Source organism: Amycolatopsis sp. 2-15 (genome assembly GCF_030285625.1).
Lineage (GTDB): Bacteria > Actinomycetota > Actinomycetes > Mycobacteriales > Pseudonocardiaceae > Amycolatopsis > Amycolatopsis carbonis.
Genome location: NZ_CP127294.1, coordinates 2875680 through 2900526, shown reverse-complemented (window position 1 = coordinate 2900526; position 24847 = coordinate 2875680). Strand labels below are relative to the sequence as shown.

Here is a 24847-nt window from a genome sequence, read left to right as displayed (position 1 = left end):
TCCACTCGTTCGAGGCCCTGAACCCTCGCGCCCCAATGTGGCGTTCGGTGCGTTGAACGCACCGAACGCCACATTGGGTGCGCTCAACGCAACCAACGCCACTTTGGGGCGCGCCGGCCGAGAACTACTACTTCACATAGTTCGCCCCACGCGTCACCGCCGCATAAGCATCTACCGCGCCATGCCCGTAAAACCCGTTGAACGCGGCATTCCCCGTACAAGTAGCCGTGAACGACTCGTCCCGGCCCTCGTCCAGGTAGTCCACCGTCCGCGGCACGGGGCAAGCGACCGGCGAAGCCGTCCCCTCCAGAACGCGCTGCACGGCATCCGGGTCCATCCCGAAACCGGAACCCGACTTCTTCCCGTACTCCGAAACGATCAACGCCGCCACACCGGCAGCGTGCGGCGTGGCCATCGAAGTCCCCTGCAGCCACTGGTAGTACCCGACCCGGCCGTCACGAGCGACGGCCTTCTGCACACCCGCCGCGACCCCAGCCGGAGTCACGTTCCCGGTGGCATCGACGTTCCCCTCGGCCACCGCCACATTGCGCGGGTATGCCGACAGGATCTCGTTCTCCACCTTCTGGAACCAAGGCGTCCCGAACCCGTCCCGGTAATACCCGCCCGGCGCGGAAACCGAGATCTGCTCGGTCCCGTAATTGGAATAGTCCGCCTTCGCCTGCGAAGGGCCGAAAGCGCCGACACCGATCGTGTGCGGGCCTTCCGTCGGGAGGTTGAAGCACGAAGCGTTGTCGATCTGGCGCGGGTGCGCCGAGCTGCTCGGATAGTCCGGACTGGTCGCGTCCGGCAGCGGCGCGCCGAGGTCCGTGTGTTCGTTGCCCAACGCGACGACCATCGACACGCCCTTGCGGTGAGCGTAGTTCAGCGCCCGCGTGGTGGCCTCGATGACGGTGCGCTGCTCGGCCTGCTCCTCCGCCGAGTCGGCCGGGTTCGCGCGGCAGTTGTAGAGCCACGGGTCGGTGTAGAAGCTCATGTTGACCACGTCGATGCCCGCGTCGCCGGCGTAGGTCAGCGCGTCGACGGTCGGCTGCAGGAAGAAGAAGCCGGAGTCCTGGCCGGCGCGGATGTTGACCAGCGAGACGCCCGGCGCCACACCCGAGACACCGAAGCCGTTCACCGCCGCGCCGATCGTGCCGGCGACGTGGGTGCCGTGGCCGTTGTCGTCGTGGTCCACGGGGTCGACGCAGCCGCGGTACTCACACGGGCCGTCCACCACGGCGCCGTTGACGTCCGCGACGATGTCCCGCGTGAAGTTGCGCGAGTCGGCCCGGTCGAAGTTCGGCGCGATGTCCGGGTGACCGGCGTCGACGCCGGTGTCGATGATGCCGACCTTCACGCGCTTGTCGCCGGGCTGCACGGTGCGCGCGAGGTCCGACCGGGTGGACTTCAGGCCCCAGAGCTGATCGTCCAGCGGATCAGTCCCCGACGGACCCGAACCAGCACCCGAAGCCTTCCCCCGGCCCTCCTTCTCGACCGCGTCGCGCTTCACCTTCTTGCCGTCGCGCGGCGCCGACCCGATCGCCTTCGACCGGGCCGCGCCGAACACCGCGCCGCTGGACGACACCCGCGCCACGAAGCCCGCAGCCGGCGCCGAAGCCGTGATCAGGCCGACGGCGTCGTTGCGGGCCACCACCGTCCCGCCGGCGGCCTCGACCGCGGCCACGGCGGCGCCGACGTCCGAACGCGCCAGCACCGTGAACTCCGTGACCGGGCCGGACACCCCCGCCGACGCGACCGGCACGAAAGCGGCCACACCGAGCAGGGGTACCGCCAACACGGCGAGAAGCAGTCTGGGTCTTTGCACAGGTCCTCCTCCAACGCGAAAACCGACACTGCAACGTACATACCGGACAGACGTTGCAGCAATCGCCAAGCGGAGGAACCCGACTAAAGTCAGGGCACCACGGACCGGGCTTCCGCGAAGTGACACGCCGAGAGGTGCCCGTCGGTGCGCGGCGACAACTCAGGCTCCTCCGTGGCACAGATGTCCTGCGCCTTCCAGCACCGCGTGCGGAACCGGCAGCCCGAAGGCGGGTCGAGCGGGCTCGGCGGATCACCTTCGAGCCGGATGATCTGCCGCTGCCCGCGCACCTCCGGGTCGGCCACCGGCACGGCCGAGAGCAGCGCCTGCGTGTACGGGTGCGAGGGCCGCTCGTAGATCTCGTCCTCGGTGCCGATCTCCACGATCTTGCCCAGATACATCACGGCCACGCGCGTGGCGAGGTGGCGCACCACGGACAGGTCGTGCGCGATGAACACGTACGACAGCCCGAACTCCGTCTGCAGGTCGCCGAGCAGGTTCATCACCTGCGCCTGGATGGAGACGTCCAATGCGGACACCGGCTCGTCGCAGATGATCACCTTCGGCCGCAGCGCGAGCGCCCGCGCGATGCCGATGCGCTGGCGCTGCCCGCCCGAGAACTGGTGCGGGTAGCGGTTGAGGTGCTCGGGGTTGAGCCCCACCACTTCCAGCAGTTCCTGCACCTTCTGCGCGCGCGAGCCCTTCGGCGCCACCTCGGTGTGGATCTCGAACGGCTCGCCGACGATGTCGCCGACCGTCATCCGCGGGTTCAGCGACGTGTACGGGTCCTGCAGCACGATCTGGATCTCGCGCCGCAACCGCCGCAGCTCGCCGCCACGCAGCTTGAAGATGTCGCGGCCCTCGAACGTCGCCCCGCCCGCGGTCGGCTCCTCCAGGCGCATCAGCACCTGCGCGAGCGTCGACTTGCCGCAGCCCGACTCGCCCACCACGCCGAGCGTCTCGCCCGGCGCCAGGTCGAACGAGACACCGTCGACGGCCTTGACGTGCCCGATGGTGCGCTTGAACAGCACGCCCTGCCGCACCGGGAAGTGCTTCACCAGCTCCTGCACGCTGAGAATCGGCTCAGACACGGCTTTCCACCACCTCTTCGGCGAAGTGACACGCACTGACCCGGCCGAAACCGAGGCTGTGCAACGACGGCCGTTCCTCCGAACAGCGTTGCTCCGCCCGCTTGCACCGCGGGTGGAACGGACAGCCCGAAGGGATGTCGAGCAGGCTCGGCGGCAGCCCCTTGATGGTCTCCAGCGTCTGGCCCTTGAGGTCCAGCCGCGGCAGCGAGTCCATCAGCGCCGCCGTGTACGGGTGGCCCGGCGACTTGAACAGCTCGTACACGTCGGCCTGCTCCACGATCCGGCCCGCGTACATCACCGCGATCCGGTCGGCGACCTCCGCGACCACGCCGAGGTCGTGGGTGATGAGGACCAGCCCCATCTGCCGTTCGCGCTGGATCTCGCCCAGCAGGTCCATGATCTGGGCCTGCACGGTCACGTCGAGCGCCGTGGTCGGCTCGTCCGCGATCAGCAGCACGGGGTCGAGCGCCAGTGACATCGCGATCATCGCGCGCTGGCGCATGCCGCCCGAGAACTGGTGCGGGTAGTCCTTCACCCGCCGAGCGGCGGCCGGGATGCGCACCAGGTCCAGCAGCTCGACCGCGCGTTTGCGGGCGTCCTGTTTGGACATCCCCTGGCGCACGCGCAGCTGTTCTTCGATCTGGAACCCCACGGTGAACACGGGGTTCAGTGCCGAGAGCGCGTCCTGGAAGATCATCGCGATCTCGGTGCCGCGCAGCTCACGCCGCCGCTCGGGCGTGGCCGTGAGCAGGTCCTCGCCGCGATAGCGGATCGAGCCGCCGGTGATCACCCCCGGCGGCATGTCGAGGATGCCCATGATGGTCTGCGCCGTCACGCTCTTGCCGGAGCCGGATTCGCCCAGCACGGCCAGGGTTTCGCCGGCGTGCACGGAGTAGCTCACCCCGTTGAGCACGTTGGCGACGCCGTCGGACGTGCGGAACTCCACCCGGAGGTCTTCGACCTCGAGCAGCAGCTCGTTCGTTGGTTCGGACATCGGGTGGGCTACCTCGACTTCGGGTCGAGCGCGTCGCGGATCCCGTCACCGAGCATCACGAACGCGAGCACGGTGATGGTGACGAACGCACCGGGGAACAAGAGCATGTGGGGGTCGGCCCGGAAGTAGTCGCGCGAGTCGCTGATCATCACGCCCCACGAGATCACCGGCGGCCGCACGCCGATGCCGAGGTACGCGAGCGTCGCCTCGGCGCCGATGGCCGCACCGAGCGCGATGGTGGCGTAGACCAGCACCGGCGCGAGCGTGTTGGGCAGCAGGTGCCGGAACACGATGCGCGGTGTGCTGGCGCCGAGCGCGCGGGCGGCCTTCACGTAGTCGAGCTGCTTCGCGACCAGCGTCGCCGAGCGCATGATGCGCATGGCGACCGGCCAGGTCAGCACCGCGATGGAGCAGACCACCTGCACGATGATCGTCACGGCGCCGGGGTTGGAGCCGGGCGCGTTGAACGTGGTGAGGATGACGATCGCGCCGAGCACGAACGGCAGGCCGGCGAAGATGTCGCCCAGCCGCGAGAGCAGGCTGTCGATCAGGCGGCCGTAGTAGCCCGCGAGGATGCCGACCAGCGAGCCGAAGACCACGGTCAGGAGCGTCGCGAACACACCGACCAGCAGCGAAGCGCGGGTGCCGTAGATGGTGCGGGCGTAGACGTCGTAACCCTGGTTGTCGTAGCCGAACCAGGCCTCGGACGAAGGGGGCTGGTTGGCCTTCGTCAGGTCGCTGAACCCGGCTTCGCGGTGGGAGAACAGGCCGGGCGCGATCGCGATCAGCACCACCAGCAGGATGATCACCGCGGAGATCACGAACGCCGGCTTGCGCCGCAGCTGGCGCCAGGCGTCGCCCCACAGGCTGCGGGGCTTTTTCGTCTCGGTCGCGGAGTCGTCGATGCGCGACAGCTCCGCCGCGTCGACAGCCGTGCCTCCGACGAGGTTGGGGTCAGTCATAGCGGATCCTCGGGTCGAGAACGGCGTAGAGCAGGTCCACGATCAGGCTCATCAGCAGGTACACGAGCACGAGCAGCACCACGACGCCGACGACGGTGGCGCTCTCGCGGTTCTGGATTCCGCGGAAGATGAGCCCGCCCAGGCCGTTGATGTTGAACACGCCCTCGGTCACGATCGCGCCGCCCATCAGCGCACCCAGGTCGGTGCCCAGGAACGTCAGCACCGGGATCACCGAGTTGCGCAGCAGGTGCACGCCGACCACGCGGCTGTTGGGCTGGCCCTTCGCGATGGCGGTGCGGATGTAGTCGGCGTGGCGGTTCTCCGCGATCGAGGTTCTCGTGAGCCGCGCGACGTAGGCCATCGAGAGGCTGCCCAGCGCGATGCCGGGCACGATCAGTTCACCGAAGGACGGGTTGTCGGACACGCTCGTGTCGATGATGCCGAGCTCGGTGCCCAGCACGAGCTGCAGCACGATCGCGGTGACGAACACCGGCAGCGAGATGAGGAACGTGGTGGAGACGAGCACCAGGTTGTCGAGGAAACCCTTGCCGCGCAGGCCGGTCAGCACACCCGCGGTCAGGCCGATCACGGCCTCGATGAGCACCGCGACGAGCGCCAGGCGCAGCGTGATCGGGTAGGAGGTGGCGATCAGCTCGCCGACGGAGGTGCCGTTGAAGGTCTCGCCCCAGTCGCCCGTGAACAGGCTGCCGAGGTACTTGAGGTACTGGAGGATCAGGTTGTCGTTCAGGTGGAACTTCTCGGTCATCAGGTCGACGTAGGCCTGGGGGCAGGCCGTCTGACCGCACTTGCCGGAGAAGGGATCACCCGGGACGGCCCACACCAGCACGTAGATCAGGAAGGTCGTTCCGAAGAACACCGGGATCAGCTGGAGCAGGCGTCGCAGGACGTAGCGAATCATGCGTCAGTTCCTAGGAGTGCGCGCCGGGCGAGCCGCAGACCGTCCTTTTGAGACGGTCCGCGGCTGCCCTGGTGGTGGGACGTCTTCTCAGCGCGTCACTTGGTGACCTCGACCGACGAGTAGTCGGCGCGGCGGCGGAAGTCGAGCGTCACGGTCTTGGTGTGCTTGGACTTCGCGGCCACACCCTTCTCGTCCCAGACCGGGATCGAGGGCAGGTCCTTGGCGATCGCGTCCTCGGCCTGCTGGTAGATCTTGATCGCGGCGTCCTTGTCCGGCGTGGAGTCGGCCTGCTGAAGGAGCTGGTCGACGGCCGGGTTGGAGTAGACCGAGTCGTTGGACGAGGCACCCGTGCGGTAGATCGGGTTCAGGAAGTCCTCGATCGACGGGTAGTCGGCCGACCAGTCCGAACGGCCCATGCCGGTCAGCTTGTGGCCCGTCACGATGCTGCGCCACTGGCCGAAGTCCGTGGCCGGCACGAAGTCGCACTCGACGCCGAGCACGTTCTTGATGCTGTTGCACGCGGCCACCAGCGGCTCCTTGCGGCCACCGTCGGCGTTGGAGGCGATGGTGAGCTTGCCCTTGAAGCCGGACTTCGCGAACGCCGCCTTGGCCGCGGTCGGGTCGAACTTGCAGAACTCGCACACGGCCGGGCGGTAGCCCTCGATGCCCTGGGAGACGTAACCGTCGGCCGGCACGTAGGTGTCGTTCATGACGGTCTTGGTGATCTGCGCGCGGTCGATCGCCATGGAGATCGCCTTGCGCAGGTCGAGGTTGTCATAGCCGGGCACGTAGTACGGCACGGCGATGGTGCTGATGCCGAGCAGGTGACCGATGACCAGGTTGTCCTTGAGGTCAGTCTTGTACTTGCTGCCGGCCAGCGCCGAGGGCGGGAGCGTCTCGATGAAGTCGAGCTTGTTGCTCAGCAGGTCCTGGTACGCGGTTTCCTGGCTGGCGTAGATCTTGATGTTCAGGTCCTTGAACTTGACCTTGTCCTGACCCTTGTAGTCGTCGTTGCGCGTCAGCTTGATGTCGACGTTCGGCGTGCGGCTCACGAACTTCATCGGGCCGTTGCCGATCGGGTGCTGCGCGAAAGCCTTGGGGTCGGAGAAGAACACGTCAGGCAGCGGCGCGAAGGCCGTGTAGCCGATCTTGGTGGCGAAGACCGAGAACGGCGCCTTCAGCGTCACCTGGAACTCGTAGTCGCCCTTGAGGACCAGGCCGGACATCTTGTCCGTGGTCGGCTTCGCGTTGTCGTCGGCCGGGTGGACGTCGTCGTAGCCCTGGATGTTCTCGAAGAACGTGCTGTTGATCTGCCCGTTGGGCGAGTAGGCGCCGTAGTTCCAGGCGTCGACGAAGTTCTTCGCCTTGACCTCGGTGCCGTCGTGGAACTTCCAGCCCTGCTTGATCTTGATGTCGAAGACCTTGGAGTCGGTCGTGGTGATCGACTCGGCCATCTGGTTGTAGGGCTGCGCGTTGTCACCCTTGAACGCCACCAGCTCGGCGAACATCGCGTCGACGGCTTTCGAGCCACCCAGCTCGTTGGTGTTCGTGGGGATCAGCGTGTTCTGCGGCTCGGTGCCGTAGACGGTGAAGGTCCCGTTGGGATCCACCTCGCCGGACGACCCGCTACTGCTGGAGCCACCACCGCACGCGGCCAGGACCAATGACAAGGTTGTCACCACCGCGGCGGCTCCCCAGAGCCTGCGTGAACGCCGCATGTTCCCCTCCATCTCGTGTTCCCGAAAAGTGAGATGGACGTTAGCGGGCGATTGGCGGTTTGTAACCAGATCGCTCGGTTGCAAATGAGTGACAACCTTGTCGCTCACCCGGCCAGAACACTACCAAGGTATTGATGATCACCCAGCGTGCCCGCACTGGTCCGCTCAGGCGAGAGACAGCGCGATTCCGTCGAGGATGTCGTGTTCGCTCACGACCAGCTGGTCCGGACCACCGCGTTTCGCGAGCTGCTCGGCCAGCACCTGCACGATCACCGCACCCCCGCCGATCACGTCCACCCGGCCCGGATGGATCACGGGATTGGCCGCGCGGGTGGCGCGGTCGGCCGCCAGCAGGCTCGTCGCGAGGCTGTCGATCTGGGCGTGCAAGAGCTTCGACAGGTGCGTGCGCTCGGAGTCGTACTCGGGCAACTCCTGCGCGACCGCTGACAACGTGGTCACCGTGCCGGCGACCCCGATCCACGTCTTGGCCTTGGCCACGTCGACGACGTCGAACGCCTCTTGGAGGATGGTCTCGGCGGTGGTTTTCGCCCGGGCGATCTCGTCCGGGGTGGGCGGATCCTGGGTCAGGTCACGCTCGGTGATCCGGACGCAGCCGATGTCCACGGACTTCGCGGCGAGCACCTCCGCGCGCTGCCCGTCCCACGTGCCGAGGACCAACTCGGTGGAGCCGCCGCCGACGTCGACGACCAAAAAGGGACCGTCGTCCGGGTCCTGCTCCCCGACGGCGCCGGTGAAGGACAGGCGCGCTTCCTCGTCGCCGCTGATCACTTCGGCCTCGACGCCGAGCGTCTCGCGCGTCATGGCGAAGAACTCGTCGCGGTTGCCGGCGTCCCTGGTGGCGGAGGTGGCGACCATCCGGACCTTTTCGACGCCCTTGCGGCGGGCGGCGATCGTGTAGTCGGCGAGGGCGACGCGGGTGCGTTCGAGGGCTTCGGGCGCCAGGCGGCCCGTGGCGTCGACGCCTTGGCCGAGGCGCACGATGCGCATCTCGCGGTGCAGGTCGCGCAGGTCCACCGTGCCGTCGTGGCGCGGCGTCAGCTCGGCGACGAGCAGGCGGATGGAGTTGGTCCCACAGTCGATCGCGGCTACACGAGGCATGGCGTCGACCTTACTGGGTCGCGATCAGGGCGCTGGGGCGTTGCTCGTCGTGCTGTCCGTCGAGGTGTCGTCGCTTGGCGGTGTCGAGCTCGATCCGCCACACGGCGGGAGGCTCGCGGTGGTCGTTGTCGTGGTTGTTGTGGTGCTGCTCGGCGGTGTGCTGTCCGCTGTCGTACTGGTTTCGCAGGTCGGCGCGCTGGTGGTGGTGTCCGTCGACGTGCTGCTGCTGCTGCTCGTGCTTCCGCTCGGCGGCAACGACGCCTGCGGCGGCCCACTCGGCGGCGTACTCGACACCGGTGGCGGCGGCACAGCCGGCGGTGGCGGGTTCACGCCCGCGTTGGGCGCCCCGACGGGGATCTGGCTGTCCGGCAGCGGCACGACGCCGTTGCGGTAGGCCTCGGCCCAGAGGATGACGGTGTTCACGTAGACGTCGGAGTTGTTGTAGCGGTAGATCGCCGTGCGCAGCTGGTCCGGGTTCGCGACGTCCAGGTCGCCGGAGCAGAGGTAGCGCGCCGTGGCCAGCGAGGCGTCGAACAGGTTCTCCGGGTCGGCTGCGCCATCGCCGTTCCCGTCGGACGAGTACGCGCGCCACGTCGCGGGAATGAACTGCGCCGGCCCCACCGCGCGGTCCCAGACGGTGTCGTGGTCCAGCACGCCCCCGTCGGTGTCGGGGATCGCCGCGAAGGGCCCGGTCCCGTTGAGCTCCGGGCCGAGGATGGGTTCGAGTGCCGTGCCCGCCGCGTCGACATAACCGCCCCGCGCGTGGTTCGACTCGATCCGCCCGATGCTGGCCACCAGCGCCCAGTCGATGTGGCAGTTCGGCTGCTCGTGGGCCAGGATGTCGGCCGCGTTGTGATACGCGGCCAGCGCGGTGGCGGGAATGCCGAGGGGCCCGTTGGGCAACTCGTACGCGGGCAGCGGCAGCGGGACCGGTGATTCGGGCAGGCTCCCGTCGACCGCGACCTTTTCCACCTGGGGGTTCTGGGGGTCGTACCCCTGCTCGAGGGCCACGTTTTCGGTGTGGGTGGTCGGCAGCCCGGCCGTCCACACTCCGACGGCCAACGTCGCGGCAATCGCCGGCACGACGGCCAGGACCCCGACGGTGACCGAGACGACGTTCCGGTGCCTGGCGGTGACCTTTCGGCTGCGGTACCGGGCCTTCCTCGTGGCGATACGCAGTGCTCTCGGCCCAGGCCCCAGTGGGACTCGGGCCGGCCTTGACGAGCGGCGGGGTGTGTCTTGAGCTTCGGTTTCGCCCGCTTCAGCTTCCGCTGTTTCTGCTTCGCCCGCTTCGATTACTTCGGCGGGGGCTCCGGCTTCGCCTTCCTCACCGCCGGCAACGTCGGCTTCGGCTGCGGTTCCGGCTTCGCCTTCTTCACCGACTTCGGCAACTTCACCACCGGCAACCTCAGCCTCACCCGCTTCGACCTGGGCAGCTTCGCCTTCACCTGTATCGGCTCGCGGAGCTTCGACCGCTCCAGCTTGGACTTCGGGTTCCCCGTCTGCTTCAACCTCGGCAACGTCCGCTTCGGACGCCTCGGCCTCGGCCTCGTCGACCGCTTCGGCTCGGGCTTCCTCAGCCGTGTTCTCACCGCGGCCAAGATCGTCACCAGCTGGACCATCGTGTTCCGACTGGGCCTCCGCGCTCAGAGCTCCGGCCTCGCCGCCGGTCTCCTCAGTCGGGGATTCCTCATCGAGGTCGTGGCCGCGACCGTCCACATCGTTCGCCTCGGCTTCGGCCGGAGCCTGATCGCCAGCGGCGTCGGAGTGGGGTCCATTGCGGAGCTTCCGGGCGATGTGCCCGAGTCCGCGTGGCACCCGCATGGTCCGAACCCTCCTCGGGATCACCCGGTGGTGAGCCCGATGGTTGCCTACGTCGTGTGAAGATTCCGTACTCAGCTTGGCGGTGGGCCACCCATACGGGAACCCACAGATGCGGTAACTGCCCGCCTGTCCGGACTATCTGCACACGAGACGGGAGCGTTACCCCTCTTCGGCAGCGGCTTCGACGGCGCACTCGCCCGAGGGCCAGCCCTGGGTGTGGAGCCAGGCGAGAGTCTCGTCGCCGAACGGGTTGACGCCCGGGCCGGCGGCGAGGGTGTGGGCGAGGTGGACGTGGAGGCACTTCACGCGCCCCGGCATGCCGCCGGCGGTGACCTGCGTGCCGAGGGACTCGATGGCGTCGCGCTCGGCGAGGTAGGTCTCGTGCGTGCGCAGGTACGCCGCGGCGAGCTCCGGGTCGGTCTCGAGCCGCGCGGTCATCTCCTTCATCACGCCGGACGCCTCCAGCGTGCCGACGAGCGACGTCAGCCGCGGGCAAGTCAAGTAGTAGAGCGTGGGGAACGGGGTGCCGTTCTCGAGCCGCGGGCTCGTCTGCACCACCGACGGGTGCCCGCTCGGACACCGCGCCGCCACGGCCCGCAACGCGCGCGGCGGCCGCCCGAGCTGCTCCCTGATGATCTCGCGGTCGGCATCGGTGACCGGCTCGAAGCGGGGCGTTTCCGTGCTGCTGTTGCTGCTGTTCACGCCCCCCAGGTTAGTGCCGCCGACGCCCGGCCCCTCCGCCACCTCCGCCTGAACCCCCGACTTATCCACAACTCGGCTCCCCTGTGGACAACTCGGCCCCTCGCGGCCTCGACCACAGTTTTCGTCAGCCCCCGCCGGTAGAATGGGGACGCCCCTTGGGAGGGCGAGGGCCTGTGGTCCCGGCGGCGGCACCGCGCGAGGCAAGATTGACAAGCGGCTACGCCCTCGGGTGACGGGCGCACAACAGGCGCCTTCACCGCGATCCCAGCCAGAGGAGACTCCATGACAGGCGCGCCCAAGGGCCTTGGCCTGGGGGCAATCATCGTGATCACGGTCGGAGCGGTGGTGCTGTCTGTCGGATCCATCAGTTACCAGGCCGATTCCGGCTCCGGAAACGGGGCGAACATCGGCGCCGGCGTCGCGCTGACGTTCGGTCCCTATCTCGTCGCCCTGGGCCTGCTTTTGGGAGTCGGCGCCGCCGTGGCCCACCTCAGCAGCCGGGCACGCCAACGCCGCTAGCCCGTGGCACCAGGCGTTTTCGTGCCCGCCGCGGCGCTTTCAGCCCCCACCTCACCCTCGGCTTCCCAGCGCAGCAGATCACCCGGCTGGCATTCCAGCACTTCACAAAGCGCGGCCAGCGTCGCAAAGCGCACCGCCTTGGCGCGGCCGTTCTTCAGCACCGCCAGGTTCGCCGGCGTGATCCCCACGCGGTCCGCGAGCTCGCCCACCGACATCTTCCGCCGGGCCAGCATCACGTCGATGTCGACGGCGATGGGCATCAGATCACCTCGTCGAGCTCGGCCTGCAGCTGTGTCGCCTCGACGTCGCGCGCGACGGCCTGGGCCAGGAGCATCCGGAGGACCAGCACGATGAGCGCGACGCCCAGGATGGCCACGCCGATGCCGCCCATGATGAGGGTGACGCCGGGGTCGTCGCGCTGGCCCGGGGCGTTGATGGCGGTGACCGCGAACCACACGAGGGCGGCCGCCGCGATCGCGCCTATGACCGTGTCGACGTAGCGGAAGGCGGCGGGGGAGAACACCGTGCCGCGGCGCACCATCGTCACCAGCCGCCACACGCAGACCACGGCGACCTGCACCGTCACCAGGCCCAGGATCGTGACGAGGCGCAGCGCGGTCAGCGGCAGCTTCCCGTCCTCCGGATCACTGCCGGTGACCAGGACCCACACCATCAGCACCTGGATCAACACGGTTCCGGTGAGCACCACCGCGAGCACCGTGCGCAGTGCGTTCACTGCCAGCTTTCCCACGACTGATCCTTCCATCGAGTTACGATGGAAATCTATCGAATCTCGATAGGTACTACAAGAAGAAAAACGGCGGAGCACCCGAAGGCGCCCCGCCGCTCAACCCGAAACCGAAAACTCACCCGCCGGAAACGGAGTCCCACAGCTTCTCGTACCAAGACCCCTGCGGAACCGCCGCCGGGTTCGCCGCGGGAGGCGGCGCGGAAGCCTGGTCCTCCGGCAGCTGCACGATGTACGGCGTCTCTCCCGGCTTCACGTACCGCAGCCGCCGGCGCGCCTCCGCCTCGATCTGCGCCGGGTCGCTCAGCTGGGCCTTGCGGTCGCGCAGGACGTCGACTTCCTTCTGCAGCTGGGCTTGCTGCGCCTCCTGGTCACGCACTTCCGAGCGCTGGCTCAGGTACGTCCGCAGCGGCACCGCGACGGTGAACGCCAGCGCACACACGACGATCGCCACCACGGCCGCGCGCCGGGTGGTCGACATGCCGAGCACCTTGGCCGCGCCGGATGCGCGTTTGGCCGCGAGGCCACGGCGCAGCCGGCTCCTCGTCGTCTCCGCTGACGAAACCTCCGACGTCCGGCGCCGGGCCGACGCGGGGCGACGGGCCCGGGTGGACCCGCCTCCCTCGGCACGCCGCGTCCGCGAGGACCCGGCGCCGTCGGCTCGGCCTCCGCGTCGGCTGCGCGCCCTCCCCCGGTCGGCCATGAAACCCTCAGGCCTCCGCGGTGAACCGCGGGAAGGCGAGGTCGCCGGCGTAGCGCGCGGCGTCCGCCAGCGTCTCCTCGATGCGCAGGAGCTGGTTGTACTTCGCGATCCGCTCCCCGCGCGCCGGGGCGCCCGTCTTGATCTGGCCGACGCCCGTGGCCACGGCGAGGTCCGCGATGAACGTGTCCTCGGTCTCGCCGGAGCGGTGGCTCATCATCGACTTGTAGCCGTACGACGTGGCCAGCGACACCGCGTCCAGCGTCTCCGACAGGGTGCCGATCTGGTTGACCTTCACCAGCAGCGCGTTGGCAGCGCGGCGGGTGATGCCCTCCTCGAGGCGGTCCGGGTTGGTGACGAACAGGTCGTCGCCCACGAGCTGGACCTTGTCGCCGACCTCGGCGGTCAGCTGGACCCAGCCGTCCCAGTCGTCCTCGCTCAGCGGGTCCTCGATGGACACGAGCGGGTAGTCGCGCAGCAGTTCGGCGTAGTAGGCCGACATCTGCTCGGCGCTGCGCTTGGTGCCCTCGAACGTGTAGGCCCCGTCGGCGAAGAACTCGGTGGCGGCGACGTCCAGCGCGAGCGCGACGTCGCGGCCCGGCGCGTAGCCGGCCTTCTCGATCGCCTGCAGGATCAGGTCGAGCGCCTCACGGTTGTTGCCGAGGCTCGGGGCGAAGCCGCCCTCGTCGCCCAGGCCGGTGGAGAGACCACGGCCCTTCAGCACGCCCTTGAGCGCGTGGTAGACCTCGGTGCCCCAGCGCAGCGCTTCGCGGAACGACTCGGCGCCGATCGGCGCGATCATGAACTCCTGGATGTCCACGTCGGTGTCGGCGTGGGCGCCACCGTTGAGGATGTTGAGCATCGGCACGGGCAGCACGTGCGCGTTCGGGCCGCCCAGGTAGCGGAAGAGCTCCAGCTCGGCCGACTCGGCGGCGGCCTTCGCGACGGCCAGCGAAACGCCGAGGATCGCGTTGGCGCCCAGGCGCGACTTCGCGGGGGTGCCGTCGAGGTCCACGAGCTTCTGGTCGACGATCCGCTGGTCCACGGCGTCGACGCCCACCAGGTCCGGACCGATCTCGTCGAGCACCGCGGCGACCGCGCGCTCCACGCCCTTGCCGTTGTAGCGGCCGGTGTCCCCGTCACGCAGCTCGACTGCTTCGTGCTCGCCGGTGGACGCACCCGACGGGACAGCGGCCCGCGCCAGCGTGCCGTCGTCGAGCGCCACCTCCACCTCGACGGTCGGGTTGCCACGCGAGTCCAGAATCTCGCGCGCGCCTACCTGCTCGATGAGAGCCACGCCATGCTCCTCAGTGGGTCGTGCCTGCGGTGACGCCGCCCAGAGTAGCCGTCCGCGGCTTTCACCCGTTGGAGGCACGGCCGTTCCGCTCAGTGCCCATCAGGGTGCTCCGGCCGCACTTCACGCCACCCGGACGGCAGCTCGACGGTCTGCGACGTCTGCTGCCAGAACGTCCAGCTGTTGCCCCCGGGGTCCGCCACCGTGAACACGCGCGCGCCGTACGGCTGGTCCTGCGGTGGCTCCGGCTCGGCGTCCTCGCCCAGCAACGAGCGCACGCGCTTGTATTGCGCGTCGACGTCGGTCACGTAGATGATGTTCAGCTGCCCGACCGGTCCCTCGACGCCCTTGGCCGCCCAGTATTCGGGACCGACGCCCGCGAGCTGGACCGTTCCGGTACCCGCGCAGAGCGTCGCCTGGAAGACCTCCCCGGACGCGTCCTCGAACCGCACTTCCTCCCGGAAGCCGAAGACCCTGGTCAGCCACTCCAGCGCCGCCGTCGCGTCGGTGTAGTAGAGGTAGGGCGCCAGGCCCAGGTAGCCGGGTTCCTGTCCGCTGCTCATGGCAGGACAGTCCACCACGACCCGTCCGCCGCCTCGTGCCAACCCCTCCGGAGCGGTATCGTCGGAGTGACCATGACGGACGCCGCAGCAGCACCAGAGCCCCCCGGCGAAGACCGTTTCCGTGCCTTCCGCCGGGCCGAGGATCTGGTCGAACGCCACCGCCCGCTCGACGCGCTCAAGGCGCTCGAACCCCTGCTCGACGAGACGGACAAACCGAGTGTCCAGCTCCTCGCCGGCCGCGCCTACTTCCACTCCGCGCAGTTGCGCCGGGCGGAGCGCGCGTTCACGCGGGTCCTCGAGCTGGATCCGACGGATCACTACGCCCGCTTCGTCCTCGGGCGGACCCTCCAGCGCCTCGGCCGGTTGGCCGAGGCGCTGGCGCAACTGCGGATGGCTTCGGCGATGAACCCCGTGCCGGAGTACCTGGAGGCGATCGCGGAAGTGACGGCGCGGATCACGTTGCAGGATCGCTGACGGGCTCGGTCTTTCGGCTGGCCGGCGGTTCTCCGGGCGTGGCCTTTCGGCGCTTCCGCTCGGCCGGTCGGCTGATCCGCCGGCCCCCTGTCGCGAGCGAACCTTGAGTCATCACGGAGAACGACCCGAGGAGCTCGAGATGAACGTCTTCACCTTCATCGCCGTCTACGCCGGCCTTGCCGTCCTGCTGCTGGCGGCGCTCTCGCCGGTGATCGTCGAACTGGACACGCGGTTCCCGGTTGCCCGCCGCAAGCGCGCCGCCGCCGCTTCGCCCGCCGCGCCGCGTCCGGCCAAGGCCCTCAAGGGCACCCGGATCACCGCCCACGCCTGAGGCGCGGCTCAGGGAGCGACACTCGCCGCCGCATAGGAATCCGCGGCGGAGAACACGCTCTGCACGTAGTCCACCGAAGCGTTGTAGAACAGCATCGCGCGCCACCAGCCCGAGGGGGTGCCGAGGTCGTCGCCGCCGGAGCAGAGGTAGCGGGCGGCCGTGAAGGCGGCGTCGTCGATGTTATGGGGGTTGGCGGGTTTGCCATCGCCGTTGGCGCGTTCGGCGTACTTCTTCCAGGAGGCCTGGGTGAAGTGCAGCGGACCCAGCCCGGTGCCGGTGGCCGGAGCATCGCCGGCGGCGGAAACCGTGAGCGAGGGCGTCGCCAGGTGGCCGATGCCCGCGAGAGTGGCCCAGGACAGGTGGCAGGCCGGTTTCTGGCGCCGCATCCACATCTCCGCGCGGCCGTACGCGGCGAGGACGCGGGCGGGCAGCTGGGTCTTCCCGGCGACGCGAGTGGCCCACGCGTCGAGCTCCGCCTGGTCGGATTCCGTCGGACGGTCGGGTGGCGCGGCCAGCCCGGCGCGCGGCGCGGCGCCGCCCGATTGGGGCCGCTGCGGCTGCACCGAAAACGACGAAACGGGCGCAGCGGCGGCCTGGGGAGGAGCGGCCGGCACCGGGTTGCGTACGCCGATGGTCACCACCAGCACGATCCCCGTGAGCACCAGTCCCAGTGACAACGCGATCCGGCTGACGTAGCGACGAGGCGGAGACGTCGTCTGAGTGGTATCGGCCACCCGGACAGGTTACTTCTCCCACCACCGCGTGACGCCAGATCGAGTGATCAAGCCTTTCGTCGGCTGAACCGCAGAGCCCGCAGCACGGTGCCGAGGCCCGACAGCGTGTCCGGGTGGGCCAGTATCGTGGTCACGGCGGCGAGCTTTCCGTTGATCACCGGGTCGACCCGCGACGCCTTGAGCATCACGTCGCTGAACCACTTCGTCAGGCGATCCCCCTTCGGGTAAGGCCCGTCGACGTGCGGGAGCTCCAGGTCGGCGAGAGTGGAGGTCTGCCACGCGGAGTCGACGACCAGGCGCACCAGGTCGAAGTACGCCTTCGCCGGCTGCGCCAGGTCGGGTTGCGAACGCAGGTACTGCGAAAGGCACGAGGCGTGCAGCATCGCGGACGTCATCCCCTGGCCGTAGATGGGGTTGGACGACGCCACGGAGTCACCCGCCGCGAAGAGACCCGCCGGCACGCGGTCGAGCTCGTCGAAGTCCCGCCGCCGGCTGTCGGCCTGGTGGTAGGTGGCGATGTCGCCGATCATCGTGGCGTGCGAGGCGATGTCGCCGTACAGAGCCGGGAAATCGCGGTTGCAGCGGGCGATGAACTCGTCGGGGTCCCGAGTGGACCGGTCGTCGTCGTAGCCCGCGACGACCATGTGCCAGCGCTGGCCCTCCACCCTGGCGATCCCGCCGACCCGGGCGATCCGGCCCGTCCTGGCGTCCGGCATTGTCTGGGACACCGAGGACACGACCTTGCTGATCGTCGGGTCGTACTCGAACGTCGCCACCGAGTAGTTCAGCTTGATCGGCATGCGCCGCAGCGGAGGCCGCGGCCAGCCGTCCTCCAGCCAGTCGCTGACGCGGCTCGACCGGCCCATCGCGTCGACAACGATGTCAGCGGCCGCGAAAACGGACTCTTCGCCGCCTTCGGGCACGTACCGAGCGCCGGCCACCCGATCGCGCTCGAAGACGAGACCATCGGCGCGGCCGGCGACGAGCGTGATGTTCTCGACGGCGAGCGCGCGGCGCCGCACCAGGTTCTCGAGGAACGGCCGCGAGCTGACCAGCACCGGCGCCTCGACCTTCCCCTCCGCGGCGAGCGGCATCGCCGGCTCGCCGTTGATGAAGAACGCGAAGCCGGAGCCGTCCTCAGGCAGCAGGACCGCGTCCTCGGCCACCGCTTCCTTCGCGAACCCCGGGAACCCCGGGAACCACCGTTCAAGCTGCACCGAACCAGCGGGAAGCAGGGCGTGGACCTCTGTGTGCCCTGCGGCACCCCCGGACGCGGCGCGCTGCCGTGGTCCTCGGCGTCGCGCTCGATCACGAGCACCTCTTCGGCGTGGTCGCTCAGGACCCGGGCCGTCACCAAGCCGGCGATGCTCGCGCCGAGCACCACCGCGCGCTTCTTGAGCACCGGCGTGACCTTCGGCGGTTCGGGCGTGCTGAGTTCGGCGAACGCCTGAATCTTGGAACCGCTCACAACGGGTACTCCCTACATCACACCGGCGCAGGGTCACGCCGGGAAACCACCGAGACACAGGTTGGATCGCGCAGGAGCGCTGCGACTGTTGCAGCCACCGCGCCGGAGCGTCCCGGTAGTCCCCCGGGCGGCTGTCCGATCGGCAGTGGAGGCAAGCGGACGGTTAACTCCCAGCCCCAGCCGCCCATGTCACACAATTCGTTATGGATCCGCAGTTCACCTCGCTGACCTGCGGTTACCCTAACCTAACCCGACCGTATAGTCCGATTTGTCCGATCACGTACAGGCCCCCGGGCGTACGCTCCTCTGGACTTACAGGCAAGCCTTACCTAAAAACATCAGGTCAGGTGTGCAGAGGAGGGCTGAGCAGTGGTGTTTTCGAGCGCGCTCATCGGGTTGCGCGAAGGGCTCGAGGCCGCCCTGGTGGTCAGCATCCTGGTGGCGTTCCTGGTCAAGACGGACCGGCGGCACGCGCTGAAGTTCGTGTGGCCGGGTGTGGGCGCCGCGGTGCTGCTGTCGGTCGCCGTCGGCGCGATCCTGACCTACAGCACCGCGCAGCTGAGCTTCGAGCACCAGGAGCTGCTCGGCGGCAGCCTCTCCATCGTCGCGGTCGCCTTCGTCACGGCGATGATCTTCTGGATGCGCAAGGCGTCCAAGCAGATGGCCGCGGAGCTGCGCGGCAAGATGGAGGACGCGCTCGACGTCGGCCCCGCCGCCGTGCTGCTGCTGTCGTTCCTCGCCGTCGGCCGCGAGGGCCTCGAGACGGCCGTGTTCTTCTACTCCGCCGTGCAGACCGCGCAGTCGGACACGATCCAGCCGCTCATCGGGTTCGTGGTCGGCATCGCCGCCGCGATCGTGATCGCGTACTTGCTCTACCGCGGCGCCGTGCGGTTCAACCTCGCGAAGTTCTTCACCGTCACCGGCGTGCTGCTGGTGTTCGTCGCCGCCGGCGTGCTCGGTTACGGCCTGCACGACCTGCAGGAAGCCGGCTTCATCCCGGGCCTGACCACCCTCGCGTTCGACGCGTCGAGCGCGCTGCCGGAAACCTCTTGGTACGGCGCGCTGCTCAAGGGGATCTTCAACTACTCGCAGCAGACCACCGTGCTGCAGGCGATCGCGTGGGTCGCCTACGTGGTGATCGTGCTCCCGCTCTTCCTCAAGCCCACCAAGAAGAAAACCGTCACGGCTGAAGCCGCTGCGGCCGCTGTCAAGGAGTGACCGTGCCCCTTTCTCCCAGAACCCCGCTGGCCGTGCTGGCCGGAGTCGGCGCCCTCGTCGCCCTGTCCGCGTGTGACAGCACCGATTCCGCATCGGGCGGCTCCGGCGCCGCGGGCGCGATCAAGGTCGAGGCCTCCGACAGCACGTGCGCCGTCGCCGCGAACACCGCCAACGCGGGCAACGTGACGTTCGAGATCACCAACAAGGGCACCAAGGTCACCGAGTTCTACCTCTACGCCGAGGGCGACCGGATCATGGGCGAGGTCGAGAACATCGCCCCCGGCCTCAACCGCCGGCTCATCGTCGAGGTCCCCGAGGCCGGCAAGTACCAGACGGCGTGCAAGCCCGGCATGGTCGGCAACGGCATCCGCGGTGATTTCACCGTCACCGGCGGCGCGCAGAAGCAGACCGACACCAACGCGCAGAAGGCCGAAGCCACCAAGAACTACGCCACCTACGTCGCGAACAACACCGCCGCGCTCGAGACGGAGACGCAGAAGTTCGTCGACCTCGTGAAGGCCGGCAAGGTCGACGAGGCCAAGTCCGAATACGCCAGCACGCGCGTGTACTACGAGCGCATCGAGCCCGTCGCGGAGAAGTTCGGCGACCTCGACCCGCTGATCGACGTGCGCGAGGCCGACCTCGAGCCGGGCCAGCAGTTCACCGGTTTCCACCGGCTGGAGAAGGACCTGTGGGTCACCGGCCTGCAGCCCGACAGCTCGCAGGTCGCCGACAAGCTGCTCACCGACGTCAAGGACCTGGTCACCAAGACCAAGACGCTGCAGCTGAGCGCGCTCGATCTCGCCAACGGCGCCAAGGGCCTGCTTGACGAGGTCGCCACCGGCAAGATCACCGGCGAGGAAGAGACCTTCTCGCACACGGACCTGTGGGACTTCCAGGCCAACGTGGACGGTTCGAAGGGCGCGATCGCTTCGCTGCGCCCGATCCTGCAGGAGCGAGACCCGGCCCTGGTGTCCACTCTGGACAAGAAGTTCGCCAACGTGCAGTCACTGCTGGACAAGACGCGCGTGGGTGACGGGTTCAAGTACTACAACCAGCTGTCGCAGGACGAGATCAAGGCGTTCGCCTCGGCGGTCGACGCGTTGAGCGAGCCGCTGAGCAAGGTCGCGGAGGTTGTGTCGAAGTGAGTGAAGAGGGCACCCGCGTCTCCCGTCGGAAGCTGTTCGGCCTGGCGGGAGCGGGGGTCGCCCTGGCCGGCGCGGGTGCGGCGGCCGGGGTCGGCATCGACCGGATGGGCGGCGGTTCCACCGCACAGGCCGCGGTGACCACTGTGGACTTCCACGGTGAGCACCAGGCCGGCATCGTCACGCCGACCCAGCAGAACCTGCACTTCGCCGCGTTCGACGTGACGACGACCGACGTCGGCGAGCTGCGGCAGCTGTTGCGCACGTGGACTTCGGCGGCGCGGCGGATGACGGCGGGCCAGGAGGTCGTGCCCAATGGCGCCGTCGGCGGCGCGGCCGAAGCCCCGCCCGGCGACACCGGTGAGGCATTGGACCTGCCCGCGTCCGACCTGACGTTGACGATCGGCTTCGGGCCGTCGCTGTTCGACGACCGGTTCGGCCTGGCGTCGAAGCGGCCGGCGCAGCTGATCGACCTGCCGCTGTTCCCGAAGGACAAGCTCGACCCCGCGCGCACCGGCGGTGACCTGTGCATCCAGGCGTGCGCCAACGACCCGCAGGTCGCCGTGCACGCCGTGCGCAACCTCGCGCGGCTGGGCTTCGGCGTCACGGAGGTGCGCTGGTCGCAGCTCGGCTTCGGGCGCAGCTCGTCGACCTCGCGTGAGCAGGCCACGCCCCGCAACCTGTTCGGCTTCAAGGACGGCACCAACAACATCAAGTCCGAGGACACCGACTTCCTGCGCGACGAGGTGTGGGCTGTGGCCGGCGACGGCCAGGCCTGGATGGCCGGCGGCTCGTACCTGGTGGCACGGCGGATCCAGATGCACATCGAGACGTGGGACCGCGAACCGCTGGAAGGCCAGGAGCAGATCATCGGCCGCACCAAGGGTTCCGGCGCTCCGCTGGGTCAGACGGCGGAGTTCGACGACGTCGACCTCGGCGTCCGCGGCGCGGGCGGCGTGCCCCTGATCGCCGACGACGCGCACATCCGCCTGGCTTCGCACCAGACGCTGAAGGGGACCCGGATCTTGCGGCGGGGCTACAACTTCGTCGACGGCTCCGACGGCGTCGGCCACCTCGAAGCCGGCCTGTTCTTCCTGGCCTTCAACCGCGATACGCGCAAGCAGTACGTGCCCATGCAGCAGGCGCTGTCGTCGAAGGACGCGATGATGGAATACGTGCAGCACACGGGTTCGGCGCACTTCGCGGTTCCGCCGGGCCTGACGCCCACCTCGAGCTGGGGCGACGGCCTGTTCGCTTGACTTCAAGTGTGGTTGAACTTGCACGGTGGAGTGCATGTTCACCTCAGCAGAACTCGACTACCTCGCCACGCCGGGTCTCGGCCGGCTCGCCACGCAGCAGCCGAACGGGACCCTGCAGGTCAGCCCCGTGGGCTTCACCTACAACGCCGAGGCCCAGGCCATCGACATCACCGGCTACCACCTGACGCAGAGCCGCAAGTACCGCAACGTCGCCGCCAACGGCCGCGCAGCTTTCGTGGTGGACGACCGCCCGTCACTGAACCCCATGCGCGTGCGCTGCCTGGAAATCCGCGGCCACGCGGAGGTACTGACCGACGTCTTCACCCCTGACGGTCACCTCGACGGCGCCGTCATCCGGCTGCACCCGGAGCGCATCATCAGCATGGGCATCGACGACGGCGATGTGCCGCCGTTGGAGATGAAGCCGAACAACCGCAACGTCGAGTAGACCGAATTCCGGTTGCCGTACCTGACCCGCAGACAGGTACGGCAACCGGCGGTCCCCCAAGAACATTCAGCGGCGCGCCCCCACCACCGCATACGTCCCCGAACCCAGCACGAACAACACTCCGGCCACCCACCACGCCACAGCGACGTCGGCGGGCTGCAGTGGCCACGCCAGCACGCGGCTCAGCTCGATCGGCTCGCCCGGGACGAACAGTGCGACCACGATCCAGCCCAGCGGGAACGTCCAGCCGAACTGGCCGCCGAACAAGGTCGCTGCCAGGCCCGCCAAACCCAGCAGGCCGGCGCCGTCGCGGAGGATCACGGAGGCGGCGACCTGGGTGGCACCGGGGGCCTGCACGAGGAGCAGCACGCCGGCCGCGAGCAAGCCCATCAGCAGGAGGTGCGCGAGACGGCGTGGCAGCCAGCCGAAGGCGGCCGTGCGGTCGAGGTCCACGTCCTGGCCGGACAAGCCCGTCGCGGCGACTGCCACGGCGGCGCCGAGTGTGAGGGACACGAAGAACGTCGACCAGTCGCTGCCCACGATCAGCCGGATCACCACCGTGCACAGCACGAGGGCGGCCAGCGACACCGGGAGGCGGCGGGAACGCGCGTAGAGCGCCAGCCACCTCATCCGGCCGCCCCCTCGGTCAGCGCCGCGTAGGCGTCTTCCTGGCACGACAGCTCGGCGTGTCGCACGGCGGCGACCCGCGCACGCTGCTCGGAGTCCGGTAGGGCGCGCAGCTTCGTCCACGCGTCCTGCATCAGCGCGGGCAGCTGAGGACTGTAGTAATTGGCGTGCGAAGGCTGTCGCAGCTCCCCGACGAGCCATGAACCGGCGACGAACCGTGCGGCATCCTGCTGCTCCGCGCCCCTCGTCGAGGGGTCACCGCACGAAGCCGTGCCCCCGCCCGCCACGAGCGCGTTCACCAGGTCGCGCCCCTGCACCCCGGACAGCAAGCTGTCGTCGTACCGGAGGAGCAGCGTCGAGCCATCCCTCCGGCCGCCGTGGGTCACCCCCGCCCGCTCGGTCGACTCCACGATCCGCTGTGGATGGTCCGGAAGTTTTTCCAGCAACGTCAGGGCTTCTGTGCCCGGTCCGGCCAAAGTGGACAGCCAGGTCACGTGCATTTTCGTGACGCACACCGGCCCGTCGCACACCAGCGCGGTCGCGGTCTGGTTCTCGGCGACGTTGTCGGCCGCGGAAGCCGGGAAAATCGGCACTGCGACCGCCAGCCCGGCCACCACCGGCAGCAGCGCCAGCAGCCGTTTCCGCGCCGTGCCGGCCGCCAGCAAGAGGAGACCCGTCGCGGACAGACCCAGCAACCAGCACAACTGACCGATGTTCACCGCCATGACCGGCACTGTGAACGGGCTGCGCGGCTGCGACGCCGTGGGCGACAGCAGTGCGATCGAGTTCGGCACCAGGCGCTGTGTGGGACTGCCGGCGTCGCTCGAGGCCTGCAGCAGCACGCCGACCACCAGCGCCACCACCGCCGCGGCGGGAGCCGTGAGCGGGTGTGGCAGCAGCCGGCCGACGGCGAGCCCGACGGCGACACCCGCCACCACCGAAGCGATACCGACCAGCAGCGGCAGCACCCACGTGAACGTGAACATGCCGTCGTGCGCGATCACCTGCCCGAGGCCGACCACGACGATCACGAGGTAGCCCACCACCGCCGACGAACCCAGTGCGAGCCCGAGCTTCGCCGTCCGGTGGGACACCGGGCGCGGGGTGGTCGAGAGCAGCTCGACCATGCCCGAGCGCCTGTCTCGCATCCCCTGGATCGCCGCGGCGCCGACGATGATCGGCCACAGCAGGGACAGCAGGTACCGCACCCACAGCACCGAGCTGGTCCACTGCGCGTTCCACGCCGCGGCGTTCTTCCACCACGGCCCACTGAACAGGAAGAAGAACCCCAGCCCCACAGCCAGCATCAGGACGGTGATCCACGGCGCGATCGTCCGTCGCGTCTCAGTGCGCAGCACGCTCACCAGGAACCCCTCCCTCGGTCGTGGTTGAGCAGGGCCGAGTAGCCGCGTTCGATGGGGCTGTCGCCGATGTCTTCGGGCGTGCCCGCGGCGGCCAACTGGTCGGGCGTGCCCTGGAAGACGAGCTTGCCCTCGGCGAACAGCACCACGTCGGTGCACGCCGTGGCGACGTCTTCCACCAGGTGGGTGGACACGACGACGCAGGCGTCCTGGCCGAGCTGCGACATGAGTTCGCGGAACCGCACGCGCTGCGCCGGATCGAGCCCCGCCGTGGGTTCGTCCAGCAGCAGGATCTGCGGGTCGTTCACGATGGCCTGCGCGATGCCGACGCGGCGGACCATGCCGCCCGAGAGGGTCTTGAGCTTGTCGTCGGCGCGGTCGGCCAGCCCCACGCGCTCGATCGCGCGCTGCACGGCGGCGGGTATGTCCTGTTTGGACATTTCCTTGAGCCACGCCAGGTACTCGACGAACTCACGCACTGTGAACCGCTTGTAGTACCCGAACGTCTGCGGCAGGTACCCGATCCGCCGGCGCAGGCGGCGCTGGTCGATGTGTCCCCCGACCGACTCACCGAGCAGCGCCAGCCCGCCTTCCGCCGGCCGGAGCACCGTCGCCAGCGCCCTGATCAGCGTGGTCTTGCCGGCCCCGTTGGGCCCGAGCACGCCGTGGACTCCCTTGCCCAGGGACAGATCCAGGCCGTCGACGGCCATTTTTCGCCGCCCCACCCGTACTTTCAGCGCTTCCGCCTGGATTTCCCAGGCATAGGTCGACGGAGCGACCTCAGCGGCTTCGACTGCCCGCATGTTT

At 68.9% G+C, this 24847-nt stretch carries 28 protein-coding genes; 9 read left to right on the top strand and 19 right to left on the bottom strand.

Annotated elements, in window-relative coordinates:
• Window positions 1–127: 127 nt before the first annotated feature.
• From QRX50_RS14280 to QRX50_RS14245, 8 genes are all read right to left on the bottom strand, one after another.
• Window positions 128–1825 (bottom strand): S8 family serine peptidase, encoded by a 1698-nt coding sequence (locus QRX50_RS14280; RefSeq protein ID WP_285972417.1) that lies wholly within the window; start codon window positions 1823–1825, stop codon window positions 128–130.
• Window positions 1826–1914: 89 nt separating this feature from the next.
• Window positions 1915–2913, bottom strand: coding sequence for an ABC transporter ATP-binding protein (locus QRX50_RS14275; protein WP_285972416.1), 999 nt, complete (start codon window positions 2911–2913; stop codon window positions 1915–1917).
• Window positions 2906–3907: an ABC transporter ATP-binding protein gene (locus QRX50_RS14270; protein WP_285972415.1), complete on the bottom strand. Its 1002-nt coding sequence runs from the start codon at window positions 3905–3907 to the stop codon at window positions 2906–2908. Before QRX50_RS14270 ends, QRX50_RS14275 begins: the two co-directional genes overlap by 8 nt.
• A gap of 8 nt (window positions 3908–3915) precedes the next feature.
• A complete protein-coding gene (locus QRX50_RS14265; RefSeq protein ID WP_285972414.1) occupies window positions 3916–4869 on the bottom strand; it encodes an ABC transporter permease in 954 nt (317 codons plus the stop codon).
• Window positions 4862–5788: an ABC transporter permease gene (locus QRX50_RS14260; protein ID WP_285972413.1), complete on the bottom strand. Its 927-nt coding sequence runs from the start codon at window positions 5786–5788 to the stop codon at window positions 4862–4864. The genes QRX50_RS14265 and QRX50_RS14260 overlap by 8 nt, the downstream gene beginning before the upstream one ends.
• Window positions 5789–5883: 95 nt before the next feature.
• A complete protein-coding gene (locus tag QRX50_RS14255) occupies window positions 5884–7518 on the bottom strand; it encodes a peptide ABC transporter substrate-binding protein (RefSeq protein WP_434533269.1) in 1635 nt (544 codons plus the stop codon).
• 153 nt (window positions 7519–7671) lie between these two features.
• The gene (locus QRX50_RS14250) at window positions 7672–8625 is read right to left on the bottom strand and encodes a Ppx/GppA phosphatase family protein (protein WP_285972411.1); all 954 of its coding nucleotides are present in this window, start codon (window positions 8623–8625) and stop codon (window positions 7672–7674) included.
• Window positions 8626–8649: 24 nt separating this feature from the next.
• Window positions 8650–9804, bottom strand: coding sequence for a lytic transglycosylase domain-containing protein (locus tag QRX50_RS14245; protein WP_434533341.1), 1155 nt, complete (start codon window positions 9802–9804; stop codon window positions 8650–8652).
• A 60-nt stretch (window positions 9805–9864) separates the two neighbouring features.
• Here QRX50_RS14245 and QRX50_RS14240 point away from each other — a divergent pair, with 60 nt between their 5' ends.
• On the top strand, window positions 9865–10509 hold the full coding sequence (locus QRX50_RS14240; RefSeq protein ID WP_285972409.1) for a hypothetical protein: 645 nt from the start codon (window positions 9865–9867) through the stop codon (window positions 10507–10509).
• 99 nt (window positions 10510–10608) lie between these two features.
• On the opposite strand, the gene QRX50_RS14235 is transcribed toward QRX50_RS14240, so the two are convergent.
• Entirely contained in the window at window positions 10609–11160 is a 552-nt protein-coding gene (locus tag QRX50_RS14235) for a DUF501 domain-containing protein (protein WP_434533340.1), read from the bottom strand.
• Window positions 11161–11433: 273 nt separating this feature from the next.
• On the opposite strand from QRX50_RS14235, the gene QRX50_RS14230 reads away from it, so the two are divergent.
• Window positions 11434–11670 carry a hypothetical protein gene (locus tag QRX50_RS14230; protein ID WP_285972407.1) on the top strand — a complete coding sequence of 79 codons (237 nt, stop codon included), beginning with the start codon at window positions 11434–11436 and terminating at the stop codon, window positions 11668–11670.
• Here the strand turns inward: QRX50_RS14230 and QRX50_RS14225 are convergent.
• The 5 genes from QRX50_RS14225 to QRX50_RS14205 form a co-directional block, all read right to left on the bottom strand.
• Window positions 11667–11930, bottom strand: a complete 264-nt coding sequence (locus QRX50_RS14225) for a helix-turn-helix domain-containing protein (RefSeq protein WP_285972406.1) — start codon at window positions 11928–11930, stop codon at window positions 11667–11669. The two genes, QRX50_RS14230 and QRX50_RS14225, sit on opposite strands and share 4 nt — an antisense overlap.
• Window positions 11930–12421 carry a DUF2975 domain-containing protein gene (locus tag QRX50_RS14220; RefSeq protein ID WP_285972405.1) on the bottom strand — a complete coding sequence of 164 codons (492 nt, stop codon included), beginning with the start codon at window positions 12419–12421 and terminating at the stop codon, window positions 11930–11932. Before QRX50_RS14220 ends, QRX50_RS14225 begins: the two co-directional genes overlap by 1 nt.
• A gap of 115 nt (window positions 12422–12536) precedes the next feature.
• Complete coding sequence (locus QRX50_RS14215) at window positions 12537–12899, bottom strand: FtsB family cell division protein (protein ID WP_285972404.1); 363 nt, start codon at window positions 12897–12899, stop codon at window positions 12537–12539.
• Between the two features lie 229 nt (window positions 12900–13128).
• Window positions 13129–14415: a phosphopyruvate hydratase gene (eno, locus tag QRX50_RS14210; RefSeq protein WP_220244276.1), complete on the bottom strand. Its 1287-nt coding sequence runs from the start codon at window positions 14413–14415 to the stop codon at window positions 13129–13131.
• 89 nt (window positions 14416–14504) lie between these two features.
• The gene (locus QRX50_RS14205; protein ID WP_285972403.1) at window positions 14505–14975 is read right to left on the bottom strand and encodes a VOC family protein; all 471 of its coding nucleotides are present in this window, start codon (window positions 14973–14975) and stop codon (window positions 14505–14507) included.
• A gap of 72 nt (window positions 14976–15047) precedes the next feature.
• On the opposite strand from QRX50_RS14205, the gene QRX50_RS14200 reads away from it, so the two are divergent.
• Together QRX50_RS14200 and QRX50_RS14195 are read left to right on the top strand one after the other, a co-directional pair.
• Window positions 15048–15449 carry a tetratricopeptide repeat protein gene (locus QRX50_RS14200; protein WP_285972402.1) on the top strand — a complete coding sequence of 134 codons (402 nt, stop codon included), beginning with the start codon at window positions 15048–15050 and terminating at the stop codon, window positions 15447–15449.
• 139 nt (window positions 15450–15588) lie between these two features.
• Entirely contained in the window at window positions 15589–15780 is a 192-nt protein-coding gene (locus QRX50_RS14195; RefSeq protein WP_285972401.1) for a hypothetical protein, read from the top strand.
• 8 nt (window positions 15781–15788) lie between these two features.
• On the opposite strand, the gene QRX50_RS14190 is transcribed toward QRX50_RS14195, so the two are convergent.
• Entirely contained in the window at window positions 15789–16514 is a 726-nt protein-coding gene (locus tag QRX50_RS14190) for a lysozyme family protein (RefSeq protein ID WP_434533268.1), read from the bottom strand.
• Between the two features lie 47 nt (window positions 16515–16561).
• Entirely contained in the window at window positions 16562–17731 is a 1170-nt protein-coding gene (locus QRX50_RS14185; protein ID WP_285972400.1) for a hypothetical protein, read from the bottom strand.
• Between the two features lie 21 nt (window positions 17732–17752).
• On the opposite strand from QRX50_RS14185, the gene QRX50_RS14180 reads away from it, so the two are divergent.
• The 5 genes from QRX50_RS14180 (at window position 17753) to QRX50_RS14160 (ending at window position 22052) form a co-directional block, all read left to right on the top strand.
• Window positions 17753–17965, top strand: a complete 213-nt coding sequence (locus QRX50_RS14180) for a hypothetical protein (RefSeq protein WP_285972399.1) — start codon at window positions 17753–17755, stop codon at window positions 17963–17965.
• Between the two features lie 386 nt (window positions 17966–18351).
• Window positions 18352–19200 (top strand): iron uptake transporter permease EfeU, encoded by an 849-nt coding sequence (gene efeU, locus QRX50_RS14175; protein ID WP_285972398.1) that lies wholly within the window; start codon window positions 18352–18354, stop codon window positions 19198–19200.
• 2 nt (window positions 19201–19202) lie between these two features.
• Window positions 19203–20348, top strand: coding sequence for an iron uptake system protein EfeO (gene efeO / locus QRX50_RS14170; RefSeq protein WP_434533267.1), 1146 nt, complete (start codon window positions 19203–19205; stop codon window positions 20346–20348).
• Window positions 20345–21604: an iron uptake transporter deferrochelatase/peroxidase subunit gene (gene efeB, locus QRX50_RS14165; protein WP_285972396.1), complete on the top strand. Its 1260-nt coding sequence runs from the start codon at window positions 20345–20347 to the stop codon at window positions 21602–21604. The genes efeO and efeB overlap by 4 nt, the downstream gene beginning before the upstream one ends.
• A 34-nt stretch (window positions 21605–21638) precedes the next feature.
• A complete protein-coding gene (locus QRX50_RS14160) occupies window positions 21639–22052 on the top strand; it encodes a PPOX class F420-dependent oxidoreductase (protein ID WP_285972395.1) in 414 nt (137 codons plus the stop codon).
• A 66-nt stretch (window positions 22053–22118) separates the two neighbouring features.
• Here QRX50_RS14160 and QRX50_RS14155 read toward each other — a convergent pair whose 3' ends face one another.
• The 3 genes from QRX50_RS14155 to QRX50_RS14145 are packed head-to-tail and all read right to left on the bottom strand — an operon-like array spanning window position 22119 to window position 24843.
• Window positions 22119–22682 (bottom strand): hypothetical protein, encoded by a 564-nt coding sequence (locus QRX50_RS14155; RefSeq protein ID WP_285972394.1) that lies wholly within the window; start codon window positions 22680–22682, stop codon window positions 22119–22121.
• Complete coding sequence (locus QRX50_RS14150; protein WP_285972393.1) at window positions 22679–24043, bottom strand: hypothetical protein; 1365 nt, start codon at window positions 24041–24043, stop codon at window positions 22679–22681. The genes QRX50_RS14155 and QRX50_RS14150 overlap by 4 nt, the downstream gene beginning before the upstream one ends.
• Window positions 24040–24843 (bottom strand): ABC transporter ATP-binding protein, encoded by an 804-nt coding sequence (locus QRX50_RS14145; protein WP_285972392.1) that lies wholly within the window; start codon window positions 24841–24843, stop codon window positions 24040–24042. The genes QRX50_RS14150 and QRX50_RS14145 overlap by 4 nt, the downstream gene beginning before the upstream one ends.
• Between the last annotated feature and the right edge of the window lie 4 nt (window positions 24844–24847).

Bases quoted from the DNA above. Each gene is read 5' to 3' on its own strand.
- QRX50_RS14250 (WP_285972411.1), bottom strand. From the start codon at position 8,625: ATGCCTCGTGTAGCCGCGATCGACTGTGGGACCAACTCCATCCGCCTG.
- QRX50_RS14155 (WP_285972394.1), bottom strand. From the start codon at position 22,682: ATGAGGTGGCTGGCGCTCTACGCGCGTTCCCGCCGCCTCCCGGTGTCG.
- QRX50_RS14145 (WP_285972392.1), bottom strand. From the start codon at position 24,843: ATGCGGGCAGTCGAAGCCGCTGAGGTCGCTCCGTCGACCTATGCCTGG.
- QRX50_RS14160 (WP_285972395.1), top strand. From the start codon at position 21,639: ATGTTCACCTCAGCAGAACTCGACTACCTCGCCACGCCGGGTCTCGGC.
- QRX50_RS14230 (WP_285972407.1), top strand. From the start codon at position 11,434: ATGACAGGCGCGCCCAAGGGCCTTGGCCTGGGGGCAATCATCGTGATC.
- QRX50_RS14200 (WP_285972402.1), top strand. From the start codon at position 15,048: ATGACGGACGCCGCAGCAGCACCAGAGCCCCCCGGCGAAGACCGTTTC.
- QRX50_RS14195 (WP_285972401.1), top strand. From the start codon at position 15,589: ATGAACGTCTTCACCTTCATCGCCGTCTACGCCGGCCTTGCCGTCCTG.
- QRX50_RS14215 (WP_285972404.1), bottom strand. From the start codon at position 12,899: ATGTCGACCACCCGGCGCGCGGCCGTGGTGGCGATCGTCGTGTGTGCG.
- QRX50_RS14255 (WP_434533269.1), bottom strand. From the start codon at position 7,518: ATGGAGGGGAACATGCGGCGTTCACGCAGGCTCTGGGGAGCCGCCGCG.
- QRX50_RS14260 (WP_285972413.1), bottom strand. From the start codon at position 5,788: ATGATTCGCTACGTCCTGCGACGCCTGCTCCAGCTGATCCCGGTGTTC.
- QRX50_RS14225 (WP_285972406.1), bottom strand. From the start codon at position 11,930: ATGCCCATCGCCGTCGACATCGACGTGATGCTGGCCCGGCGGAAGATG.
- QRX50_RS14265 (WP_285972414.1), bottom strand. From the start codon at position 4,869: ATGACTGACCCCAACCTCGTCGGAGGCACGGCTGTCGACGCGGCGGAG.
- QRX50_RS14270 (WP_285972415.1), bottom strand. From the start codon at position 3,907: ATGTCCGAACCAACGAACGAGCTGCTGCTCGAGGTCGAAGACCTCCGG.
- QRX50_RS14205 (WP_285972403.1), bottom strand. From the start codon at position 14,975: ATGAGCAGCGGACAGGAACCCGGCTACCTGGGCCTGGCGCCCTACCTC.